This is a genomic window from Pseudomonas sp. TH43 (genome assembly GCF_016650635.1).
Taxonomy (GTDB): domain Bacteria; phylum Pseudomonadota; class Gammaproteobacteria; order Pseudomonadales; family Pseudomonadaceae; genus Aquipseudomonas.
Window position 1 is genome coordinate 949,414 of the sequence record NZ_JAEKFI010000003.1, and the last position, 20,070, is coordinate 969,483.

A 20,070-nucleotide genomic window follows, 5' to 3' on the forward strand; every position below is an offset into this window, starting at 1 on the left:
CGGATTGTACCGGGCCTCGAACAAAACATCAGCCTTGCGACTAAACCTGCGTCAGGCCTTCCAATGCCTCGTAAGCCTGACGTACCGGGGCAAACGAGCGGCGGTGAATCGGCGTCGGGCCGAGTCGCACCAACGCTTCCAGATGAACGGGCGTCGGGTAGCCTTTGTGACCACCGATGCCGTAACCCGGATAGATCAGTTCAAACGCGGCCATTTCACGGTCACGGCTGACTTTGGCCAGAATCGACGCGGCAGCAATCGCCGGCACCTTGCCGTCGCCTTGCACCACCGCTTCGGCGCGCATCGGCAATTGGGGGCAGCGGTTGCCGTCGATCATCGCCAGTTTCGGCTGGATGTGCAGGCCGGCCACCGCGCGCTGCATGGCGAGCATGGTCGCGTGCAAAATGTTCAGCTCATCGATTTCTTCGACTTCGGCGCGGGCGATGCACCAACTCAGGGATTTCTCGATAATCTCGTCGTAGAGCTTTTCGCGCCTGGCTTCGGTGAGTTTCTTGGAATCATTCAGACCGAGAATCGGCCGATTCGGATCGAGGATCACCGCTGCCGTCACCACGGCACCGCACAACGGACCGCGACCGACTTCATCGACGCCGGCCACCAACTCTTCGACTTCGGCGACCAAGGTGAAATCCAGGCCCATTTGCATGCTTGTCTTGCTCATCGTGATTGACCGATCAGGTTAAGGACGGCGTCCGCCGCCTGATTGGAAGCGTCCAGCCGCAGCGTGCGATGGATTTCGTCGAAGCCGCGCGTCTGTTCTTCACCACCTTCGATAAGGGGCGACAGCGTCTGCGCCAGTGCCTCAACCGTCGCATCATCCTGCAACAATTCCGGGACCAGCAAACGCTGGGCCAGCAGATTCGGCAAGGACACGTACGGGCTCTTGACCATGCGCTTGAGGATCCAGAACGTCAGCGGCGCCAAACGATAAGCCACCACCATCGGGCGCTTGTATAACAGCGCCTCAAGGGTGGCTGTGCCGGAGGCGATCAGCACGGCATTGCAGGCAGCCAGGGCCAGATGCGACTTGCCGTCGAGCAAGGTCACCGGCAGATCGCGACCGACAAGCAGCTCTTCAAGCTGAGCGCGACGCTCGGCATTGGCGCACGGAATGACGAAGCGCAAACCCGGACGCATGGCACGCAGGCGCTCGGCGGTATCGAGAAAAAGTGCCCCCAGCCGGCCGACTTCGCCGCCACGGCTGCCCGGCATCAACGCCACCAGCGGCCCATCGGGCAAGCCCAACTCAGCACGCGCAGCAGCCCGATCAGCTTCCAGCGGGATGGTATCGGCCAGCGTGTGACCGACAAACCGCACCGGAACGCCTTTCTCTTCGTAGAATTTGGCTTCAAACGGCAACAGCGTAAGCATCAGATCGCAGCCTTCGCGGATCTTCAGTACGCGCTTCTGCCGCCACGCCCACACCGAAGGACTGACGTAATGCACGGTTTTGATCCCGGCCTGACGCAGCTTGAGTTCGATATTGAGGTTGAAATCCGGGGCATCGATACCGATGAATACATCGGGTTTTTCAGCGATCAGCGTGGCGATCAGGTCTTTGCGGCGCTTGAGCAGCTCGCGCAGGCGCCCGAGCACTTCCACCAGGCCCATGACCGACAAGCGCTCCATGGGAAAGTACGAAGTCAGGCCCTCGGCCTGCATCAACGGACCGCCGACACCGATGAACTCGACCGCCGGATGCTGATTCTTGAGCGCGCGCATGAGACCGGCGCCGAGAATGTCACCGGAAGCCTCACCCGCCACCAGCGCAATACGCAGATTGGCCATGATCAGCGGGTGATGCCGCGAGTCGACGACTGAATGGAGTCACGGAATATCGCGACTTCCGGGAACTGAGCCGCAGGTTCGGCCAGTTCGGCCAGTGCCTGCTCGACCGTCAGTCCTTGGCGATAGACGGTTTTGTAGGCGCGACGCAGGGTGTGAATCGCGTCTTCGCTGAAACCGCGACGGCGCATGCCTTCGAAGTTCATGCTGCGCGCTTCCGCCGGATTGCCGAACACCGTGACGAATGCCGGAACGTCCTTGCCAATGGCGGTGCCCATGCCGGAGAAGCTGTGGGCGCCGATGTGGCAGTACTGGTGAACCAGGGTGAAACCGGAGAGGATTGCCCAGTCATCAACGTGCACATGCCCGGCCAACGCAGTGTTGTTGACCAGAATGCAGTTGTTGCCGATGACGCTGTCGTGACCGATGTGGGCATAGGCCATGACCAGGTTGTGATCGCCCAGCGTGGTTTCCGAGCGATCCTGAACGGTGCCACGGTGAATCGTAACGCCTTCACGGATGACATTGTGGTCACCGATGACCAGGCGGGTTTCTTCACCTTTGTACTTCAGATCGGGCGTGTCTTCGCCTACCGAGGAAAACTGGTAGATGCGATTGTGCTTGCCGATGCGGGTCGGGCCTTTGAGGATTACATGCGGCCCGATCACGGTACCCTCGCCGATTTCCACACCTGCGCCGATGATCGACCATGGGCCGACCTCGACGCCGTCAGCCAGAATGGCCGACGGATCGATGATTGCGCGAGGGTCAATCAAACTCATACTTTTTGTTCCGCACAGATGATTTCGGCGGAGCAGACCGGTTTGCCGTCAACCGAAGCCTGGCACTCGAACTTCCAGATCTTGCGCTTGCAGCTGATGAACGTAGCTTCAAGAATCAACTGGTCGCCCGGTTTGACTGGCTGGCGGAAGCGCAGCTTGTCGGAACCGACGAAGTAATACAGGGTGCCGTCGGCCGGTTTGACGTCGAGCATTTTGAAACCGAGGATCCCGGCAGCCTGAGCCATTGCCTCAATGATCAGAACGCCTGGCATGATTGGATGCGCCGGGAAGTGACCATTGAAGAACGGTTCGTTGATGCTGACATTCTTGTAGGCGCGAATGCGCTTGCCTTCAGTGTCCAGTTCCACCACCCGGTCCACCAGCAGGAACGGGTAACGGTGAGGCAGGTATTCGCGAATCTCGTTGATGTCCATCATTTCGGGGGGAAGCCTATGTAAAGATTGGGAGCGCGACTGACGCGCACTCCTCTAGCAAATCAAGGAGGCAGTCTAGAGGCTGTGCACACTTGATATGGAAATGGTATCAGCCATCTGATGAAGCATTGCCGTCAGGGGTCACTTCCCCTACGCGCTTTTCCAGCTGTTTCAAACGTCGCGCGATGTCATCGAGCTGACGGATGCGTGCCGCGCTTTTGCGCCATTCGGCAGCCGGTTGCATGGCTGTGCCGGAAGAATAGGCGCCAGGCTCGGTAATCGAGTGGGTCACCATGGTCATCCCGGTCAGGAAAACGTTGTCGCAAATGTCAATGTGACCGACCAGGCCAACACCGCCAGCGAGCATGCAATGCTTGCCGATTTTGGTGCTGCCGGAGATCCCGACGCAGGCGGCCATGGCGGTGTGATCACCGACCTGGACGTTGTGTGCGATCTGGATCTGGTTGTCGAGTTTCACACCATTGCCGATCACGGTATCGGCCAGTGCGCCGCGGTCGATGGCAGTATTCACGCCGATTTCGACATCGTCGCCGATGGTCACGCCACCGATCTGAGCGATTTTCTGCCAGATGCCTTTTTCGTTGGCAAAGCCGAAGCCCTCACCACCGAGTACAGCACCCGACTGAATAACCACACGTTTGCCGATGCGCACGTCGTGATACAGCGTTACGCGCGGCGCAAGCCAGCCGCCCTCACCAATTTCGCTGCGGGCACCGACAAAGCAATGCGCGCCCAGCGTCACTTGCGCAGCAATCCGTGCACCCGCTTCGATAACCACGAAAGGGCCGATGCTGGCGCTTGGATCAACCACTGCGTCCGCCGCAATCACCGCTGAGGGATGAATACCCACAGTGGCTTTTGGCTTGGGATCGAACAAGTGGGAGATACGCGCGTACGCCAGATAGGGATCCGGCACCACCAGCACATTACCGGCAAAACCTTCGGCGTCGGCTTCCTTGAGCAACAGAGCTGCTGCCTGAGAACCCGCCAGGTATTTGCGATATTGAGGATTTGCCAGAAAGCTCAACTGAGCTGGGCCAGCCTCTTGCAAAGTGGCTAGCCCAGTAATTTGCTTCTCCGGGTCGCCACGCAGGGTGGCGCCGAGGAACTCGGCCAACTGGCCGAGTTTGATAGTCACGGTCATGGGTTACTTCAGCTGATTCATGCGCTCGATAACCTGGCGCGTGATGTCGTACTGAGGTTTGACATCGATCACTGCGCCACGCTCGAACACCAGGTCAAAACCACCTTTCTTGATGACTTCTTCCACTGCGCTATCCAGTTTCGGCTTCAGTTGCTTGAGCATTTCGCGGTCGGCAACAGCTTTGGCTTCGTTCAATTCCTTGGACTGGAACTGGAAGTCACGGGCCTTTTGCTTGAATTCCAGCTCCAGACGCTCACGCTCACCTTGCTGCATCTTGTCGCCACCGGCCATCAGACGATCCTGAATACCCTTGGCACTGCTTTCCAGGGTTTTCAGTTTGGTCAGTTGCGGACCGAACTTCTTCTCGGCATCCACGGCGTATTTCTTCGCCGCGTCGGATTCCAGCAGTGCCATCTGATAGTTCAGAACGGCGATTTTCATGTCGGCAAATGCCGGGCCTGCCACCATCAAGGAGGCCAGGAGAACCAATTGAGTCAACTTACGCACGATGCACTCCTACAAAATCCATTGTCGTTATCTTGGGTCAGACGCTTAGAACGTCTGGCCGAGGGAGAATTGGAACACTTGAGTTTCAGCGTCATCCGGTTTCTTGATCGGCATGGCCAACGCGAAGCTCAGAGGACCCAGTGCGGTGACCCAGGTCACACCCACACCGACGGAACTGGCCATGTTGCTCAGGCTGATGTCGTTGCACTGAGTGTTCGACTTGGAACCGTTAGCGTTCGTAGTGTCCGAGCACTTGGAGTCAAATACGTTACCGACATCCCAGAATACCGAAGTACGCAGGGAACGCTGATCCTTGACGAATGGCAGCGGGAACAGAACCTCGACACCACCCTGGATCAGGACGTTACCACCGAACGGCAGTGGATCCTGGTCCGGGTCAGCCAACGTGCCCGGGTTAGTACCTTTACTCGGCGTACTGCGAGGGCCGAGGGTGCTGTCCTTGAAGCCACGAACCGAGTTGAAACCACCAGCATAGTAGTTTTCATAGAACGGCAAGCCGTCAGTCGAACCGTAACCGTCGCCATAACCCAGCTCGGTGTGCAGACGCAGGGTGTAGTTCTCGCTGATCGGCTGGAACAGCTGACCGCGGTAATCAAGTTTGTAGAACGACAGATCGCTGCCCGGAATGGTGGTTTCCAGGGTCAGGCTCTGGGAACGGCCACGGGTAGGCAATACGCCTTTGTTCAGCGTCGACTCGGACCAGCCGGCCGAAGCCTTGAAGTTCAGATACTGATCGCCTTCCTTGTTTACGAAGTCGAAAATCTCGTCAACGGTGTAGGTACCGGTCTTGATCTTGTCCTGTTGAGCGGACAGACCGAAGGTCAGACGCGAAGTCTCACTGATCGGGTAGCCAACGTTCACGCCGGCACCCAGGCTGTCTACCGCATAGCTGGCTACGTCAACATCGAGGTCTTTGTAGTCGGTGGTGCGATAGAACGCGTTGTAACCCAGGCTCACGCCATCGGCGGTCCAGTACGGGTCAACATAGCCGAAGTTGTAGCGGCTCTGGTATTCGCTGCGGGTCAGGCCGACGCTGACGCGGTTACCGGTACCGAGGAAGTTGTTCTGGGTGATCGAACCACCGAGGATCAGACCAGCACTCTGGGCGAAACCGACACTGGCGGTGATCGAACCGGACGCTTGCTCTTCAACGCTGTAGTTAACGTCCACCTGGTCGTCGACACCTGGCACAGCCGGGGTTTCAACGTTGACTTCCTTAAAGAAGCCCAGACGCTCAAGACGGGTCTTGGATTGGTCGATCAGGTAGGTCGAAGCCCAGCCGCCTTCCATCTGACGCATTTCACGACGCAGCACTTCGTCTTCCGACTTGGTGTTGCCACGGAAGTTGATACGGTTTACGTAGGCACGCTTGCCCGGGTCGACAGCAAACAGGATGTCCACAGTGTGGTCATCATCGTGCGGCTGCGGCACGCCGTTGACGTTGGCGAAGGTGTAACCCTCGTTACCCAGACGACGGGTGATCAGTTCCGAGGTGGTGGTCATCAGCTTGCGCGAGAACACCTGGCCTTTCTGCACCAGCAACAGCGACTTGACCTGGTCTTCAGGGACTTTCAGGTCACCACTGAGTTTGACGTCACGAACGGTGTACTTCTCGCCTTCGGTGACGTTGACAGTGATGTAGACGTGCTTCTTGTCCGGAGTGATGGACACCTGGGTCGAAGCGATATCCATGTTGATATAGCCACGGTCCAGGTAGTAGGAACGCAGACGCTCCAGGTCACCGGACAGCTTTTCACGGGCGTACTTGTCATCGTTCTTGAAGAACGACAGCCAGTTGGTGGTTTTCAGTTCGAACAGGTCGGTCAGGTCTTCTTCAGGGAAAACCGTGTTGCCTACCACGTTGATGTGCTGAATGGCGGCAACGGTGCCTTCGTTGATCTTCACTTTCAGACCAACGCGGTTACGCGGCTGCGAGACCACTTCGGTATCGACGGTAGCCGAGTAACGACCTTGCGCGACGTACTGACGTTGCAGTTCGTTACGCACACCCTCAAGGGTGGCGCGCTGGAAGATCTCGCCTTCGGCCAGACCGGATTGCTTGAGGCCCTTCATCAGGTCTTCAGTGGAGATCGCCTTGTTGCCTTCGATCTCGATACTGGCGACGGATGGGCGCTCGACAACCGTGATTACCAGAACGTTGCCTTCGCGGCCCAGCTGGATATCTTGAAAGAAACCGGTTTTGAACAACGCACGAGTGGATTCCACCAGGCGACGATCATCCGCCTGCTCGCCGACGTTCAACGGCAAGGCACCAAAGACACTACCCGCGGAGACCCGCTGGAGGCCATTGACGCGAATATCAGAGATAGTGAAGGACTCGGCGTGAACTTCGGCGATCATCAATACGGTGAGAACCGCAGTTAGCAGCAGACGTTTCATGAAGTCCTTTCTTATTCCAACTGGCAATAAACAAACTGCCGCAAAATGCGGCAGATTCGCAATTCAGCGAAGCGTTACAGTCGACCCAGATCGTTGACCAGAGCAAGCAACATCACCCCGACCACCAAACTGATACCGATCTGTATCCCCCAACCTTGCACCCGATCCGACAAGGGACGACCACGCGCCCACTCGATCAGATAAAACAACAAATGCCCCCCATCCAGTACAGGAATGGGCAGCAAATTCAGAACGCCCAGGCTAATACTCAGATAAGCAAGGAAATTCAGGAAATCAGCGACACCCGACTGGGCAGAAGCGCCCGCCACTTTAGCAATGGTTATCGGTCCACTCAAGTTTTTTACCGAGAGCTCGCCGAACAGCATTTTCTTCAGTGAATCGAGCGTCAGAACGCTCATGGTCCAAGTACGTCGGGCGCCCTCGCCAATCGCGGCCAAAGGCCCATAACTGACCTCGCGAATCATCTCCGGCGGCCAGTCGACAGCTTTGACGCCTGCGCCCAGATAACCACTCGGCGACTTGCTTTCACCGCGCGCCGCCAAGGTCACAGGGACGTCGATTGGAGCACCATCACGCTCGACGCGCAGCATGATTTTGGTATCAGGACGCGTACGAACCGTATCAACCACTTGCTGCCAGTCGTTAAGCGCCTGACCATCAAGAGACAGCAGGCGATCACCGGTCTTCAGGCCAGCAGCCTGCGCCGGGCCTTTCGGATCAAGTTCGGCGAGCACTGGCGGCAAGGCCGGGCGCCAGGGACGAATCCCCAGCGAACGGATCGGATCCGGCTCATCTGCGCCTTTCAGCCAGTGATCCAGCATCAACTCGCGCGGCGAGTCAGCATTGGAGCCCTGCTCACGCACCAGCAATTGCAATGAGCCGCTTTCCCCCAGGCGACGCACCAACTGCAGGTTTACCGCCGCCCATCCCGTAGTCGGCTCACCGTCGACTGCGACAATTTCCTGACCCGCACCCAAACCGGCCCTGGCGGCAATACTGCCGGACTCGACCGCACCTATGACCGGACGTATCTGCTCACTGCCAAGCATGGCCAGGACCCAGAAGAACACCAGCGCCAGCAGGAAATTGGCAATCGGACCCGCGGCGACAATGGCGATACGCTGGCGTACGGACTTGCGATTGAACGACTGATCAAGCTGCTCGAACGGGACTTCGCCTTCACGCTCATCGAGCATCTTGACGTAGCCACCCAGCGGAATCGCGGCAACCACGAACTCAGTGCCTTGCTTGTCGTGCCAGCGCAGCAGAGGCATGCCAAAGCCTATGGAAAAACGTAGAACCTTGACGCCACAGCGCCGCGCGACCCAGAAGTGGCCGAATTCGTGAAAGGTGACCAGTACACCCAAAGCGATCAGGGTGCCGGCAATCATATAGAGCGCGCTCATCTACTTTCTCCGCAAACCTGTTCAGTGCCGCGTGCAGCCATTGTGTTACAAAATCTATCGGCCGTGCCGATTCAGCCATTGCTCCGCCAGAACCCGGGCTTTCGCATCAGCGGTAAATACCGCATCGAGATCATCCAGCGCGACAACCGGCTCCAGACTCAAGACTTCCTCGATGATACTCGCGATTTCCAGGTAGCGAACCCGCCCATCGAGAAACGCTGCCACCGCGACTTCGTTGGCCGCATTCAGCATGGCCGGCGCGCTATCGCCTGCTTCGGCTGCTTGACGCGCCAGGCGCAGGCAAGGGAAACGCTGTTCATCCGGCGCCTCGAAGTCCAGACGCGCGACCGCAAACAGATCCAGCGGCGCCACACCCGAGTCGATGCGCTCTGGCCAGGCCAAGGCGTTGGCAATCGGCGTACGCATATCAGGATTACCCAACTGCGCGAGAACCGAGCCATCGACATAGTCGACCAGCGAATGGATCACGCTCTGCGGATGAATCACCACTTCAACCTGCGACGGCTTGGCATCAAACAACCAGCAGGCCTCGATCAACTCAAGCCCTTTGTTCATCATGCTGGCGGAATCCACGGAGATCTTGCGCCCCATGGACCAGTTCGGATGCGCACACGCCTGGTCAGGTGAAACATGCGCCAGTTCGGCCATCGATGTCTGCCGGAAGGGGCCGCCGGAGGCTGTCAGAAGAATCCGACGCACGCCAACCGAACTCAAGCCACTTGCAAAATCCCGTGGCATGCACTGGAAAATCGCATTGTGTTCGCTATCGATCGGCAGCAGAACAGAACCGCTCTTTCGCACGGCCTGCATAAACAAGGCACCGGACATTACCAGCGCTTCTTTATTGGCCAACAGAATCTTTTTGCCGGCCTCGACCGCCGCCAGCGTCGGGCGCAGGCCCGCAGCACCGACGATCGCCGCCATCACTGCGTCGACTTCTGGAGCGGAAGCAACCTGACACAGGCCCTCCTCCCCGACCAGCACGCGGGTCGGCAAACCGGCGGCGCGCAGGTCATCCTGCAAGCCACGAGCAGCGACCGCTTCCGGCACTACGGCAAATTGCGGCACGTGACGGACGCACAGGGCCAGCAGCTCACTCAGACGCGTGAAACCACTCAAGGCGAAAACCTGATAACGCTCAGGATGACGAGCGATGACGTCGAGGGTACTCAGACCGATCGAGCCAGTCGCCCCCAGCACGGTAATCTGTTGAGGACGACTCACGGTGCAGCCATCCAAAGCAGCACGGCAAACACCGGAATTGCCGCCGTCAGACTGTCGATGCGATCAAGCACACCGCCATGCCCCGGCAGCAGATTACTGCTGTCTTTGATGCCGGATTGACGCTTGAACATGCTCTCGGTGAGGTCGCCCACCACGGAAATAAAGACGATCAGCGCTGCGCCAATCAAGGCCTTGAGCAGTTCGGCAACGGTCCAGTCACGCACCAGCCCGACGATGGCGGTGATCACCAGGCTCAATGCCAGACCACCATAAACACCTTCCCAGCTTTTACCCGGACTGACCTGAGGCGCCAATTTGCGCTTGCCGAATTTACGGCCAGAAAAGTAGGCACCAATATCAGCGCCCCACACCAGCACCATCACCGCCATGATCAGCCAGTTACCCAACGGATACTGCTTGATCTGCACCAGCCCTTGCCAGGCCGGCAACAAAATCAGTAGACCGATGACCAGCTTGGTGGCAGCCGTAGACCAATGTTCGCTGGAACGCGGATAGGTCAGTACCAGATACGTCGCCACCGCCCACCAAAGCACCGAAGCCCCCAGCACCCATGGCGCCAGACCCGGCAGCACATACATGACGAACAACATCAAGGCGACGACGGCGGCATAGCCGACGCGGAAAGATTGTGCGGTAAAGCCCGCCAGACGTGCCCATTCCCAGCCTCCCAGGCTCACGACCAGACCGATGAACAGGGCAAAACCGGAACCTTCAAGCAGGAAAAAACCGCACAAGGCGATCGGCAGCAGGATCAGCGCAGTGATGATTCGTTGTTTAAGCATTAAACCCGGGCTCCAGCTTCAACCTGTTCGCTCGTTCTACCGAAGCGACGTTGGCGCGAAGCGAAATCGGCCAGCGCATTGCGCATGGCATCGTGTTTGAAGTCCGGCCAGAACAGGTCGGAGAAGTACAGTTCGGCGTAGGCCAACTGCCACAGCAGGAAATTGCTGATGCGGTGCTCGCCACCCGTGCGGATACACAGGTCCGGCAACGGCAGATCACCGGTTGCCAGACAGGTTTGCAACAGATCCGGAGTGATGTCCTCCGGACGCAGATGCCCGGCCTGGACTTCACGCGCCAAACGTTGTGCGGCTTGCGCGATATCCCACTGACCGCCGTAATTGGCGGCGATCTGCAGGATGAAACGGTTGGCACCTGCGGTCATGGCTTCTGCTTCACGCATTGCAGCCTGAAGCTCAGGATGAAAGCGCGAGCGATCGCCAATGATGCGCAGGCTGATGTTGTTGTCGTTGAGGCGCTTGGCCTCACGACGCAGCGCCTTGAAGAACAGATCCATCAAGGCACTGACTTCATCGGCCGGACGCTGCCAGTTTTCACTGGAAAAGGCGAACAGGGTCAATACTTCAACCTTGGCCTCAGCGCACACCTCGATCACCGCCCGCACAGCATCGACACCCGCTTTATGCCCGGCGACACCTGGCATAAAGCGTTTTTTCGCCCAGCGATTGTTGCCATCCATGATGATCGCGACATGGCGCGGCACCGCGGACGGCGCAGTCTGCTTGGTCTTGTCCATTTAAAACTCGACCCTTATACGGCCATCAGATCCGCTTCTTTTTGCTTGGTGGCCGCATCGATATCAGCTTCAGCCTTGTCGGTGAGCTTCTGAATATCGGCAGCAGCGCGACGCTCTTCGTCCTCGCTGATTTCTTTGTCTTTAACCAGTTTTTTCAGTTCGCCCAGAGCATCGCGACGAATGTTTCGCACCGCAACACGTGCATCTTCCGCTGCACTGCGCGCTTGCTTGGTGAAGCCCTTGCGGGTTTCTTCGGTCAGAGCCGGCATGGAAATCAGCAGCAACTCGCCCAGGTTGGTCGGGTTGAGGTTCAGGCCAGCGCTCTGGATAGCCTTGTCGACGGCGGCGAGCATATTGCGCTCGAAGGCCACGACCTGCAGGGTGCGCGAGTCCTTCACAGTGATGTTGGCCACTTGGGTGATGGAGGTGTCTGCGCCGTAGTACGGCACCATCACGCTACCCAGAATGCTTGGGTGAGCCTTGCCTGTACGAATCTGACCAAATGCGTGGTTCAGGGAGTCCAGGGATTTCTGCATGCGCTCTTGAGCGTCTTTCTTGATTTCGTTGATCATTGTTGACCTTCCTCGATCAGGGTGCCTTCAGCGCCGCCATGGACGATGTTCAGCAGGGCACCGGGCTTGTTCATGTTGAATACACGCAACGGCATCTTGTGGTCGCGGCACAGGCAAATAGCGGTCAGATCCATCACGCCCAGCTTGCGATCCAGTACTTCATCATAAGTCAGATGATCGAACTTCTCGGCATGCGGGTCTTTGAACGGATCTGCGGTGTAGACGCCATCGACCTTGGTCGCTTTCAGCACGACGTCAGCATCGATTTCGATTGCGCGCAGGCACGCAGCCGAATCCGTCGTGAAGAACGGGTTACCGGTACCGGCGGCGAAAATTACCACGTCTTTGGAGTTCAGGTGACGCATGGCTTTGCGGCGATCGTAGTGATCGGTCACACCGACCATGGAAATGGCCGACATGACGATGGCCGAGATATTGGCGCGTTCCAGCGCATCGCGCATGGCCAAGGCGTTCATCACAGTGGCCAGCATGCCCATGTGGTCGCCAGTTACCCGATCCATACCGGCTTTGCTCAGGGCTTCACCGCGGAACAGGTTGCCACCGCCGATCACCAGACCGACCTGTACGCCGATGCCAACCAGTTGGCCGACTTCCAGCGCCATGCGATCCAGAACTTTCGGATCGATCCCGAACTCTTCCGAGCCCATCAGGGCCTCGCCGCTAAGCTTGAGTAGAATGCGTTTATAGCGAGCCTGATAACCACTGCCCTGCTGAGCCATTGCGAATCTCTCCTGCGGCGTATTTAAAAATTCTTTGCGAGCTGTTTACAGCTGGCGTTCACTCTAGCTTGGCGCTGCTTCAGCGCCATCGGAACATGGCTTTGTAAGTCAGTTCCAGGTGCAAACCAATAAAAATTGGTCACCCCATCTGAAAAGAGGCTGCGCGCGTGAGCGGGCAGCCTCTTTCGGCGACAGTTGAAAAAACTGTCTTATTGCTTGGCGGCAGCCAGCTGGGCAGCAACTTCTTCAGCGAAGTTGTCGACCGGCTTCTCGATGCCTTCGCCTACTTTGAAGTAAGTGAAGGAAACGATTTCAGCGCCAGCTTTCTTGGCCAGCTCGCCAACCTTGATTTCAGGGTTCTTGACGAACGCCTGCTCAACCAGGCTTGCTTCTGCCAGGAACTTGCTGATACGGCCTTTGACCATATTTTCAACAATGTTTTCTGGCTTGCCTTTGATTTTTTCTTCGTTCAGCTGCAGGAACACAGCTTTTTCGCGCTCGATAGCTTCAGGCGAAACTTCCGATGGCAGCAGGAACTCAGGGTTGCTGGCCGCTACGTGCATAGCGATGTCTTTGGCCAGTTCAACGTTGCCGCCTTTCAGAACAACTGCAACACCGATCTTGTTGCCGTGCAGGTAGCCACCAACAACGTCGCCCTCTACGCGAACCAGACGACGGATGTTGACGTTTTCGCCAACCTTGCCGACCAGTACCAGGCGAGCAGCTTCTTGAGCTTCGATCAGCGGAGCAACATCAGTCAGCTTGTCGGCGAACGCTTTTTCAACGCTTGCAGCAACAAATGCCTTGAAGTCGTCCTGCAGAGCCAGGAAGTCGGTCTGCGAGTTCACTTCCAGCAGAACGGCAGATTTGCCGTCTTCTTTCAGAGCGATAGCGCCTTCAGCTGCTACGTTACCGGCTTTTTTGGCAGCCTTGATTGCGCCCGAAGCACGCATGTCATCAATGGCTTTTTCGATGTCGCCGTCAGCCTTTTCCAGGGCTTTCTTGCAATCCATCATGCCTTCGCCGGTACGCTCGCGCAGTTCTTTAACCAACGCTGCAGTAATTGCTGCCATTTTCAAATTCCTCTTGGATAGGTTTTCAACCATTCCACCCGATCGAACGGGCGTTCAATTCGTCCCGAGCCCCACCTTGTAGCTGCTGCACGTTACAGATCCTGTAGCTGCGCCGCCAACAAATGGTTTTCGAGGTGGCAAAAAGGGGGCCAAGCCCCCTTTTTGCTTACTGAGTCAACGCCAGGGCGTCAGTTACTCAGCTGCAGCCTGAGTTTCTTCAGCTGCGAATTCTACAGTGCCGCCGCCAACATTGTTGCGACCACGGATTACTGCGTCAGCCATCGAACCCATGTACAGCTGGATAGCGCGGATTGCGTCATCGTTGCCTGGGATGATGTAGTCAACGCCTTCCGGGCTGCTGTTGGTATCGACAACGCCGATTACCGGGATGCCCAGCTTGTTGGCTTCGGTGATCGCGATGCGCTCGTGGTCAACGTCGATCACGAACAGTGCGTCTGGCAGACCGCCCATGTCCTTGATGCCGCCCAGCGAACGATCCAGCTTCTCAAGATCACGAGTGCGCATCAGCGCTTCTTTCTTGGTCAGCTTGGCGAAAGTACCGTCTTCGGCTTGAACTTCAAGGTCACGCAGACGCTTGATGGAAGCACGAATGGTTTTGAAGTTGGTCAGCATGCCGCCCAACCAGCGGTGATCGACGTACGGCGAGCCGCAACGTGCTGCTTCTTCAGCAACGATCTTGCCAGCGGAACGCTTGGTGCCGACGAACAGAATCTTGTTTTTGCCCTGGGCCAGACGCTCTACGAAAGTCAGAGCTTCGTTGAACATTGGCAGGGTTTTTTCAAGGTTGATGATGTGAATCTTGTTACGCGCGCCGAAAATGTACTTACCCATTTTCGGATTCCAGTAACGGGTTTGGTGACCGAAGTGCACACCGGCCTTCAGCATATCGCGCATATTGACTTGGGACATGATAGTTCCTTAATAAGTCGGGTTTGGCCTCCACGTATCCCAATGACCAACCAGTGGCATAAAGCCAAAAGCACCCAGGTCATCGTGTCGACACGTGTGTGGATTTAAGCCTTTCGGGGTATCCCCGGAAAGCGGCGCATTTTATACCACAGGGTGCGCAGAAACGGAACCCGAAATCTGTATTCGCACCAAGGACATGGGCGCAGCCCCCTTGGAATCGGCTTCAAACGCACCATTGTATAGAGAGAAGCGATGCACGCAGGCGCGGATTTGCTCCTTCCGTCTGTTAGAATCGCGTTTTTCAGGGTCGCAAAACGCACACCTGCCACCCTATCCGTATCAGCAAGCGCCGCCGAGCGCAGAGAGAGCCTGTATGACCGTCAACCTCAAAACCCCCGAGGACATCGCTGGCATGCGTGTCGCCGGCAAACTGGCCGCCGATGTGCTGGAAATGATTGCCGAACATGTCAAACCAGGCGTGACCACGGACCAACTGAACCAGATCTGCCATGACTACATCGTTGATGTGCAGCAGGCCATCCCTGCCCCGCTCAACTACAAGGGCTATCCGAAGTCGATCTGCACCTCGATCAACCACGTGGTGTGCCACGGCATCCCGAACGACAAACCGCTGAAAAACGGCGATACCCTGAACATCGACGTGACCGTCATCAAAGACGGCTACCACGGCGACACCAGCCGCATGTTCCACGTCGGCGAAGTGCCAGTGTGGGCCGAGCGCCTGTCGCAGATCACCCAGGAATGCATGTACAAGGCGATCGAGATCGTCAAACCCGGCTGCCGCCTCGGCGACATCGGTGAAGTGATCCAGAAGCATGCTGAAAAGAACGGGTTCTCGGTGGTACGCGAGTTCTGCGGCCACGGCATCGGCAAGGTGTTCCACGAAGAACCGCAAATCCTCCATTACGGCCGCGCCGGTACCGGCATGGAGCTGAAGGCTGGCATGACCTTCACCATCGAGCCGATGATCAATCAGGGCAAGGCCGACACCAAAGTATTGGGCGACGGCTGGACCGCGATCACCAAGGACCGCAAGCTCTCGGCGCAGTGGGAACACACCCTGCTGGTCACCGACACCGGTTACGAGATCTTCACCTTGCGCGCCGACGACACCATCCCGCGCGTCTCGGCCTGATCCACTCAACGCTCCCAGCCTTATAGAAGGAAAGCCAATCGATGCCGCAGGTGGATCCCGAACTCTTCGACCGCGGCCAGTTCCAGGCTGAACTGGCCCTGAAAGCGAGTCCTATTGCAGCGTTCAAGAAGGCGATCCGCCAGGCCCGCGACGTGCTCGACACGCGTTTTCGCAATGGCCGCGACATCCGCCGCCTGATCGAAGACCGTGCCTGGTTCGTCGACAACATCCTGCAAAAGGCCTGGGAGCAGTTCAGCTGGAGCGATGACGCCGACATCGCGCTGGTCGCGGTCGGCGGCTACGGCCGGGGTGAATTGCACCCGTATTCCGACATCGACTTGCTGATCCTGCTGGACAGCGCCGATCACGAAGTTTTCCGCGACTCCATCGAACGTTTTCTTACGCTGCTGTGGGACATCGGCCTGGAAGTCGGCCAGAGTGTGCGCTCGGTCGATGAGTGCGCCGAAGAAGCGCGCGCGGACCTGACGGTGGTCACCAACCTGATGGAAAGCCGCACCATCTGCGGCCCCGAACGCCTGCGCCAGCGCATGCTCGATGTCACCAGCACCGCCCACATGTGGCCGGCCAAGGAGTTCTTCCTGGCCAAGCGCGCCGAACAGAAGGCCCGTCACCACAAGTACAACGATACCGAATACAACCTGGAACCCAACGTCAAAGGCTCACCCGGCGGACTGCGGGATATCCAGACGATTCTTTGGGTTGCCCGGCGCCAGTACGGCACGCTCAACCTGCGCGCCCTAGCCGGCGAAGGTTTCCTGGTCGAGAGCGAAAACGCCCTGCTCGCCTCCTCGCAGGAATTCCTCTGGAAAGTGCGCTACGCCCTGCACATGCTGGCGGGCCGCTCCGAGGATCGGCTGCTGTTCGATCATCAGCGCACCATTGCCGGCTTGCTTGGCTTTGAAGGCGACGATGCCAAACAGGCCGTCGAAAACTTCATGCAGCAATATTTCCGCGTGGTCATGAGCATTGCTCAGCTCAGCGACCTGATCATCCAGCACTTCGAAGAGGTCATCCTCGCGCCGGAAGACGAAGCGCCGCCACAGCCGATCAACTCGCGCTTCCAGTTGCATGACGGCTATATCGAGGCGCGCAACGACAACGTGTTCCGCCGCACGCCGTTCGCCATGCTCGAGATTTTCGTGCTGATGGCGCAGCAGCCTGAAATCAAAGGCGTGCGCGCCGACACCATTCGTCTGCTGCGCGAGCACCGTCACCTGATCGACGACAACTTCCGTAACGACATTCGCAACACCAGCCTGTTCATCGAGCTGTTCAAGTGCAAAATCGGCATTCACCGCAACCTGCGGCGGATGAACCGTTACGGCATTCTCGGGCGATATCTGCCGGAATTCGGCTTTATCGTCGGGCAGATGCAACACGACTTGTTCCACATTTACACAGTCGATGCGCACACGCTGAACCTGATCAAACATCTGCGCAAGTTGCAGTACACCCAGGTGTCGGAAAAATTCCCGCTGGCCGCCAAGCTCATGGCCAAGCTGCCCAAGCCCGAACTCATCTACATGGCGGGCCTGTACCACGACATCGGTAAAGGCCGGCATGGCGACCACTCGGAAATCGGTGCGGTTGATGCCGAGGCGTTCTGCCAGCGCCATCAGTTGCCCGTGTGGGACAGCCGCCTGATTGTCTGGCTGGTGCAGAACCATCTGGTGATGTCGACCACCGCGCAGCGCAAGGACTTGTCCGACCCGCAGGTGATTCACGACTTCGCGCAAGCGGTTGGCGATGAAACCCGCCTCGATTACCTCTACGTGTTGACCGTCGCCGACATCAACGCCACCAACCCGACGCTGTGGAACTCATGGCGCGCCAGCCTGTTGCGCCAGCTCTACACCGAAACCAAGCGTGCCCTGCGCCGAGGTCTGGAAAACCCGGTGGATCGCGAAGAGCAGATCCGCCAGACCCAAAGCGCCGCGCTGGACATTCTGGTGCGCGGCGGCACCGACCCGGACGACGTCGAACAGTTGTGGGCGCAGTTGGGCGATGACTATTTCCTGCGCCACACTGCTGGCGACGTGGCCTGGCACAGCGACGCGATCCTGCAGCAGCCGGTCGATGGCGGGCCGCTGGTGCTGATCAAGGAGACCACCCAACGCGAGTTCGAGGGCGGCACGCAGATCTTCATTTATGCACCGGACCAGCATGACTTCTTCGCCGTGACCGTGGCGGCGATGGATCAGCTCAACCTGAACATTCACGACGCCCGGGTTATCACGTCGAGCAGCCAGTTCACCCTCGACACCTACATCGTGCTCGATAACGAAGGTGAATCCATCGGCGACAATCCGGCGCGGGTCAAGCAGATCCGCGAAGGCCTGACCGAAGCGCTGCGTAATCCGGACGACTATCCGACGATCATCCAGCGTCGCGTGCCGCGTCAGCTCAAGCACTTTGCCTTCGCACCCCAAGTGACGATCCACAACGACGCCCAGCGCCCGGTGACAGTGCTGGAACTCACCGCACCGGATCGTCCAGGCCTGCTGGCGCGAATCGGCGGGATCTTTCTGGAGTTCGACCTGTCGCTGCAGAATGCCAAGATTGCGACCTTGGGCGAGCGGGTGGAAGACGTGTTCTTCATCACCGACGCGCATAACCAACCGTTATCCGACCCGTTGCTGTGCAGCCGTTTGCAGGATGCGATCGTTGAGCAACTGAGCGTCAATCAGGAACCGGATATCAAGCTTTCGCGAATCAGTATTTGAATCAATGATTTTCCCCTGTGGCGAGGGGATTTATCCCCGTTGGGCTGCGTAGCGGCCCTAAAACCATTCACTGCGATTTGACTGAAAGTCCGCACGCACAGGGTTTACGACTGCTTCGCAGCCGAACGGGGATAAATCCCCTCGCCACAATGGCTCCCCTTTCACACTTAAAAGAGGCCCCAATGAACAACGCTCTGAACCAGCTCCAGCCCTACCCGTTCGAGAAGCTTCGTGCCTTGCTCGGCACCGTCACGCCGAGCCCGGACAAACGCCCGATCGCCCTGTCGATCGGTGAGCCGAAACACCGCTCGCCAGGTTTTGTCGCGGAGGCGCTGGCAAACAGTCTGGATCAGATGGCGGTGTACCCGACCACCCTCGGCATTCCAGCCCTGCGCGAAGCCATCGCCGGCTGGTGCGAGCGTCGTTTCGGCGTGCCGAGCGGCTGGATCGACCCGGCGCGCAACGTGCTGCCGGTCAACGGTACCCGTGAAGCGTTGTTCGCGTTCACCCAGACCGTGGTCAACCGTGGCGACGACGCGCTGGTGGTCAGCCCGAACCCGTTCTATCAAATCTACGAAGGTGCTGCGTTCCTCGCCGGAGCCAAGCCGCACTACCTGCCGTGCCTCGACGAGAACGGCTTCAACCCGGATTTCGATGCGGTTTCGCCGGACATCTGGAAGCGCTGCCAGATCCTGTTCCTGTGCTCGCCGGGCAACCCGACCGGCGCGCTGATCCCGGTCGATGTGCTGAAAAAACTCATCGCCCTGGCTGACGAATACGACTTCGTGATCGCTGCGGACGAGTGCTACAGCGAGCTGTACTTCGATGAGCAAACTCCGCCGCCAGGCCTGCTCACCGCTTGCGTAGAACTGGGCCGCAAGGATTTCAAACGTTGCGTGGTGTTCCACAGCCTGTCCAAGCGCTCGAACCTGCCGGGCCTGCGCTCCGGTTTCGTCGCCGGCGACGCCGACATCCTCAAGGGTTTCCTGCTGTATCGCACGTACCACGGCTGCGCGATGCCGGTGCAAACCCAACTGGCCAGCGTCGCTGCATGGAATGACGAAGTGCATGTACGCGCCAACCGTGCGTTGTATCGCGAGAAGTTCGACGCGGTACTGGAGATTCTCGGCCCGGTGATGGACGTACAACGTCCGGATGGCAGTTTCTACCTGTGGCCGAATGTGCAAGGCGATGATGCCGCGTTCTGCCGCGACCTGTTCGCCGAAGAGCACGTGACCGTGGTGCCGGGTTCCTATCTTTCCCGTGACGTGGATGGCGTCAATCCGGGGGCGGGTAGAGTACGGATGGCACTGGTCGCGCCATTGGCAGAATGCGTGGAAGCCGCAGAACGCATTCGTGACTTCATCACCCGCCAACGATAAGTACTCCACCGTGCCAGCAATACTGGCACGGTAACTTTCCATATCAAGAAACACTTCCAACGTATATATAAATCCACTTCTCACCGAGAGACGTTTACTCTTCCGGTGCGCACTTTCCTGTGCCTGAT

Annotated in this window: 18 protein-coding genes; 3 read left to right on the top strand and 15 right to left on the bottom strand. The window is 58.1% G+C overall.

The annotated features are described in order from the left end of the window. Positions 1 to 40 precede the first annotated feature (40 nt). From rnhB to rpsB, 15 genes are all read right to left on the bottom strand, one after another. Positions 41 to 667, bottom strand: a complete 627-nt coding sequence (gene rnhB, locus JFT81_RS14000) for a ribonuclease HII (protein WP_201228095.1) — start codon at positions 665 to 667, stop codon at positions 41 to 43. Between the two features lie 11 nt (positions 668 to 678). After that, on the bottom strand, positions 679 to 1,809 hold the full coding sequence (gene lpxB / locus JFT81_RS14005; RefSeq protein ID WP_201227759.1) for a lipid-A-disaccharide synthase: 1,131 nt from the start codon (positions 1,807 to 1,809) through the stop codon (positions 679 to 681). A gap of 2 nt (positions 1,810 to 1,811) precedes the next feature. Further along, positions 1,812 to 2,588 carry an acyl-ACP--UDP-N-acetylglucosamine O-acyltransferase gene (gene lpxA / locus JFT81_RS14010; RefSeq protein ID WP_201227760.1) on the bottom strand — a complete coding sequence of 259 codons (777 nt, stop codon included), beginning with the start codon at positions 2,586 to 2,588 and terminating at the stop codon, positions 1,812 to 1,814. After that, positions 2,585 to 3,025 carry a 3-hydroxyacyl-ACP dehydratase FabZ gene (fabZ, locus tag JFT81_RS14015; protein ID WP_016771469.1) on the bottom strand — a complete coding sequence of 147 codons (441 nt, stop codon included), beginning with the start codon at positions 3,023 to 3,025 and terminating at the stop codon, positions 2,585 to 2,587. The genes lpxA and fabZ overlap by 4 nt, the downstream gene beginning before the upstream one ends. A gap of 106 nt (positions 3,026 to 3,131) precedes the next feature. Beyond that, positions 3,132 to 4,187: a UDP-3-O-(3-hydroxymyristoyl)glucosamine N-acyltransferase gene (gene lpxD, locus JFT81_RS14020; protein WP_201227761.1), complete on the bottom strand. Its 1,056-nt coding sequence runs from the start codon at positions 4,185 to 4,187 to the stop codon at positions 3,132 to 3,134. 3 nt (positions 4,188 to 4,190) lie between these two features. Next, on the bottom strand, positions 4,191 to 4,694 hold the full coding sequence (locus JFT81_RS14025; RefSeq protein ID WP_007908849.1) for an OmpH family outer membrane protein: 504 nt from the start codon (positions 4,692 to 4,694) through the stop codon (positions 4,191 to 4,193). A gap of 45 nt (positions 4,695 to 4,739) precedes the next feature. After that, complete coding sequence (gene bamA / locus JFT81_RS14030; protein WP_201227762.1) at positions 4,740 to 7,115, bottom strand: outer membrane protein assembly factor BamA; 2,376 nt, start codon at positions 7,113 to 7,115, stop codon at positions 4,740 to 4,742. Between the two features lie 74 nt (positions 7,116 to 7,189). Continuing rightward, positions 7,190 to 8,542, bottom strand: a complete 1,353-nt coding sequence (gene rseP, locus JFT81_RS14035) for a sigma E protease regulator RseP (protein WP_201227763.1) — start codon at positions 8,540 to 8,542, stop codon at positions 7,190 to 7,192. Between the two features lie 54 nt (positions 8,543 to 8,596). Continuing rightward, the gene (ispC, locus tag JFT81_RS14040) at positions 8,597 to 9,787 is read right to left on the bottom strand and encodes a 1-deoxy-D-xylulose-5-phosphate reductoisomerase (RefSeq protein ID WP_201227764.1); all 1,191 of its coding nucleotides are present in this window, start codon (positions 9,785 to 9,787) and stop codon (positions 8,597 to 8,599) included. After that, positions 9,784 to 10,590 (bottom strand): phosphatidate cytidylyltransferase, encoded by an 807-nt coding sequence (locus JFT81_RS14045; protein ID WP_201227765.1) that lies wholly within the window; start codon positions 10,588 to 10,590, stop codon positions 9,784 to 9,786. Before JFT81_RS14045 ends, ispC begins: the two co-directional genes overlap by 4 nt. Beyond that, on the bottom strand, positions 10,590 to 11,345 hold the full coding sequence (gene uppS / locus JFT81_RS14050) for a polyprenyl diphosphate synthase (RefSeq protein WP_201146707.1): 756 nt from the start codon (positions 11,343 to 11,345) through the stop codon (positions 10,590 to 10,592). The genes JFT81_RS14045 and uppS overlap by 1 nt, the downstream gene beginning before the upstream one ends. A 14-nt stretch (positions 11,346 to 11,359) precedes the next feature. After that, a complete protein-coding gene (gene frr, locus JFT81_RS14055; RefSeq protein WP_201146706.1) occupies positions 11,360 to 11,917 on the bottom strand; it encodes a ribosome recycling factor in 558 nt (185 codons plus the stop codon). Continuing rightward, positions 11,914 to 12,657 (bottom strand): UMP kinase, encoded by a 744-nt coding sequence (pyrH, locus tag JFT81_RS14060; RefSeq protein ID WP_003222124.1) that lies wholly within the window; start codon positions 12,655 to 12,657, stop codon positions 11,914 to 11,916. Before pyrH ends, frr begins: the two co-directional genes overlap by 4 nt. A 209-nt stretch (positions 12,658 to 12,866) precedes the next feature. Then, positions 12,867 to 13,730, bottom strand: a complete 864-nt coding sequence (tsf, locus tag JFT81_RS14065; protein ID WP_201146705.1) for a translation elongation factor Ts — start codon at positions 13,728 to 13,730, stop codon at positions 12,867 to 12,869. Between the two features lie 192 nt (positions 13,731 to 13,922). Continuing rightward, positions 13,923 to 14,660, bottom strand: coding sequence for a 30S ribosomal protein S2 (rpsB, locus tag JFT81_RS14070; protein WP_095189367.1), 738 nt, complete (start codon positions 14,658 to 14,660; stop codon positions 13,923 to 13,925). A 373-nt stretch (positions 14,661 to 15,033) separates the two neighbouring features. Between rpsB and map the strand changes: the two genes are divergently transcribed. The 3 genes from map to dapC all read left to right on the top strand — a co-directional run bounded on the left by map (position 15,034) and on the right by dapC (position 19,942). Continuing rightward, positions 15,034 to 15,816, top strand: coding sequence for a type I methionyl aminopeptidase (gene map, locus JFT81_RS14075; RefSeq protein WP_201146704.1), 783 nt, complete (start codon positions 15,034 to 15,036; stop codon positions 15,814 to 15,816). 41 nt (positions 15,817 to 15,857) lie between these two features. Beyond that, on the top strand, positions 15,858 to 18,560 hold the full coding sequence (locus JFT81_RS14080; RefSeq protein WP_201227766.1) for a [protein-PII] uridylyltransferase: 2,703 nt from the start codon (positions 15,858 to 15,860) through the stop codon (positions 18,558 to 18,560). Between the two features lie 182 nt (positions 18,561 to 18,742). Next, on the top strand, positions 18,743 to 19,942 hold the full coding sequence (gene dapC, locus JFT81_RS14085; protein WP_201227767.1) for a succinyldiaminopimelate transaminase: 1,200 nt from the start codon (positions 18,743 to 18,745) through the stop codon (positions 19,940 to 19,942). Positions 19,943 to 20,070: the final 128 nt, after the last annotated feature.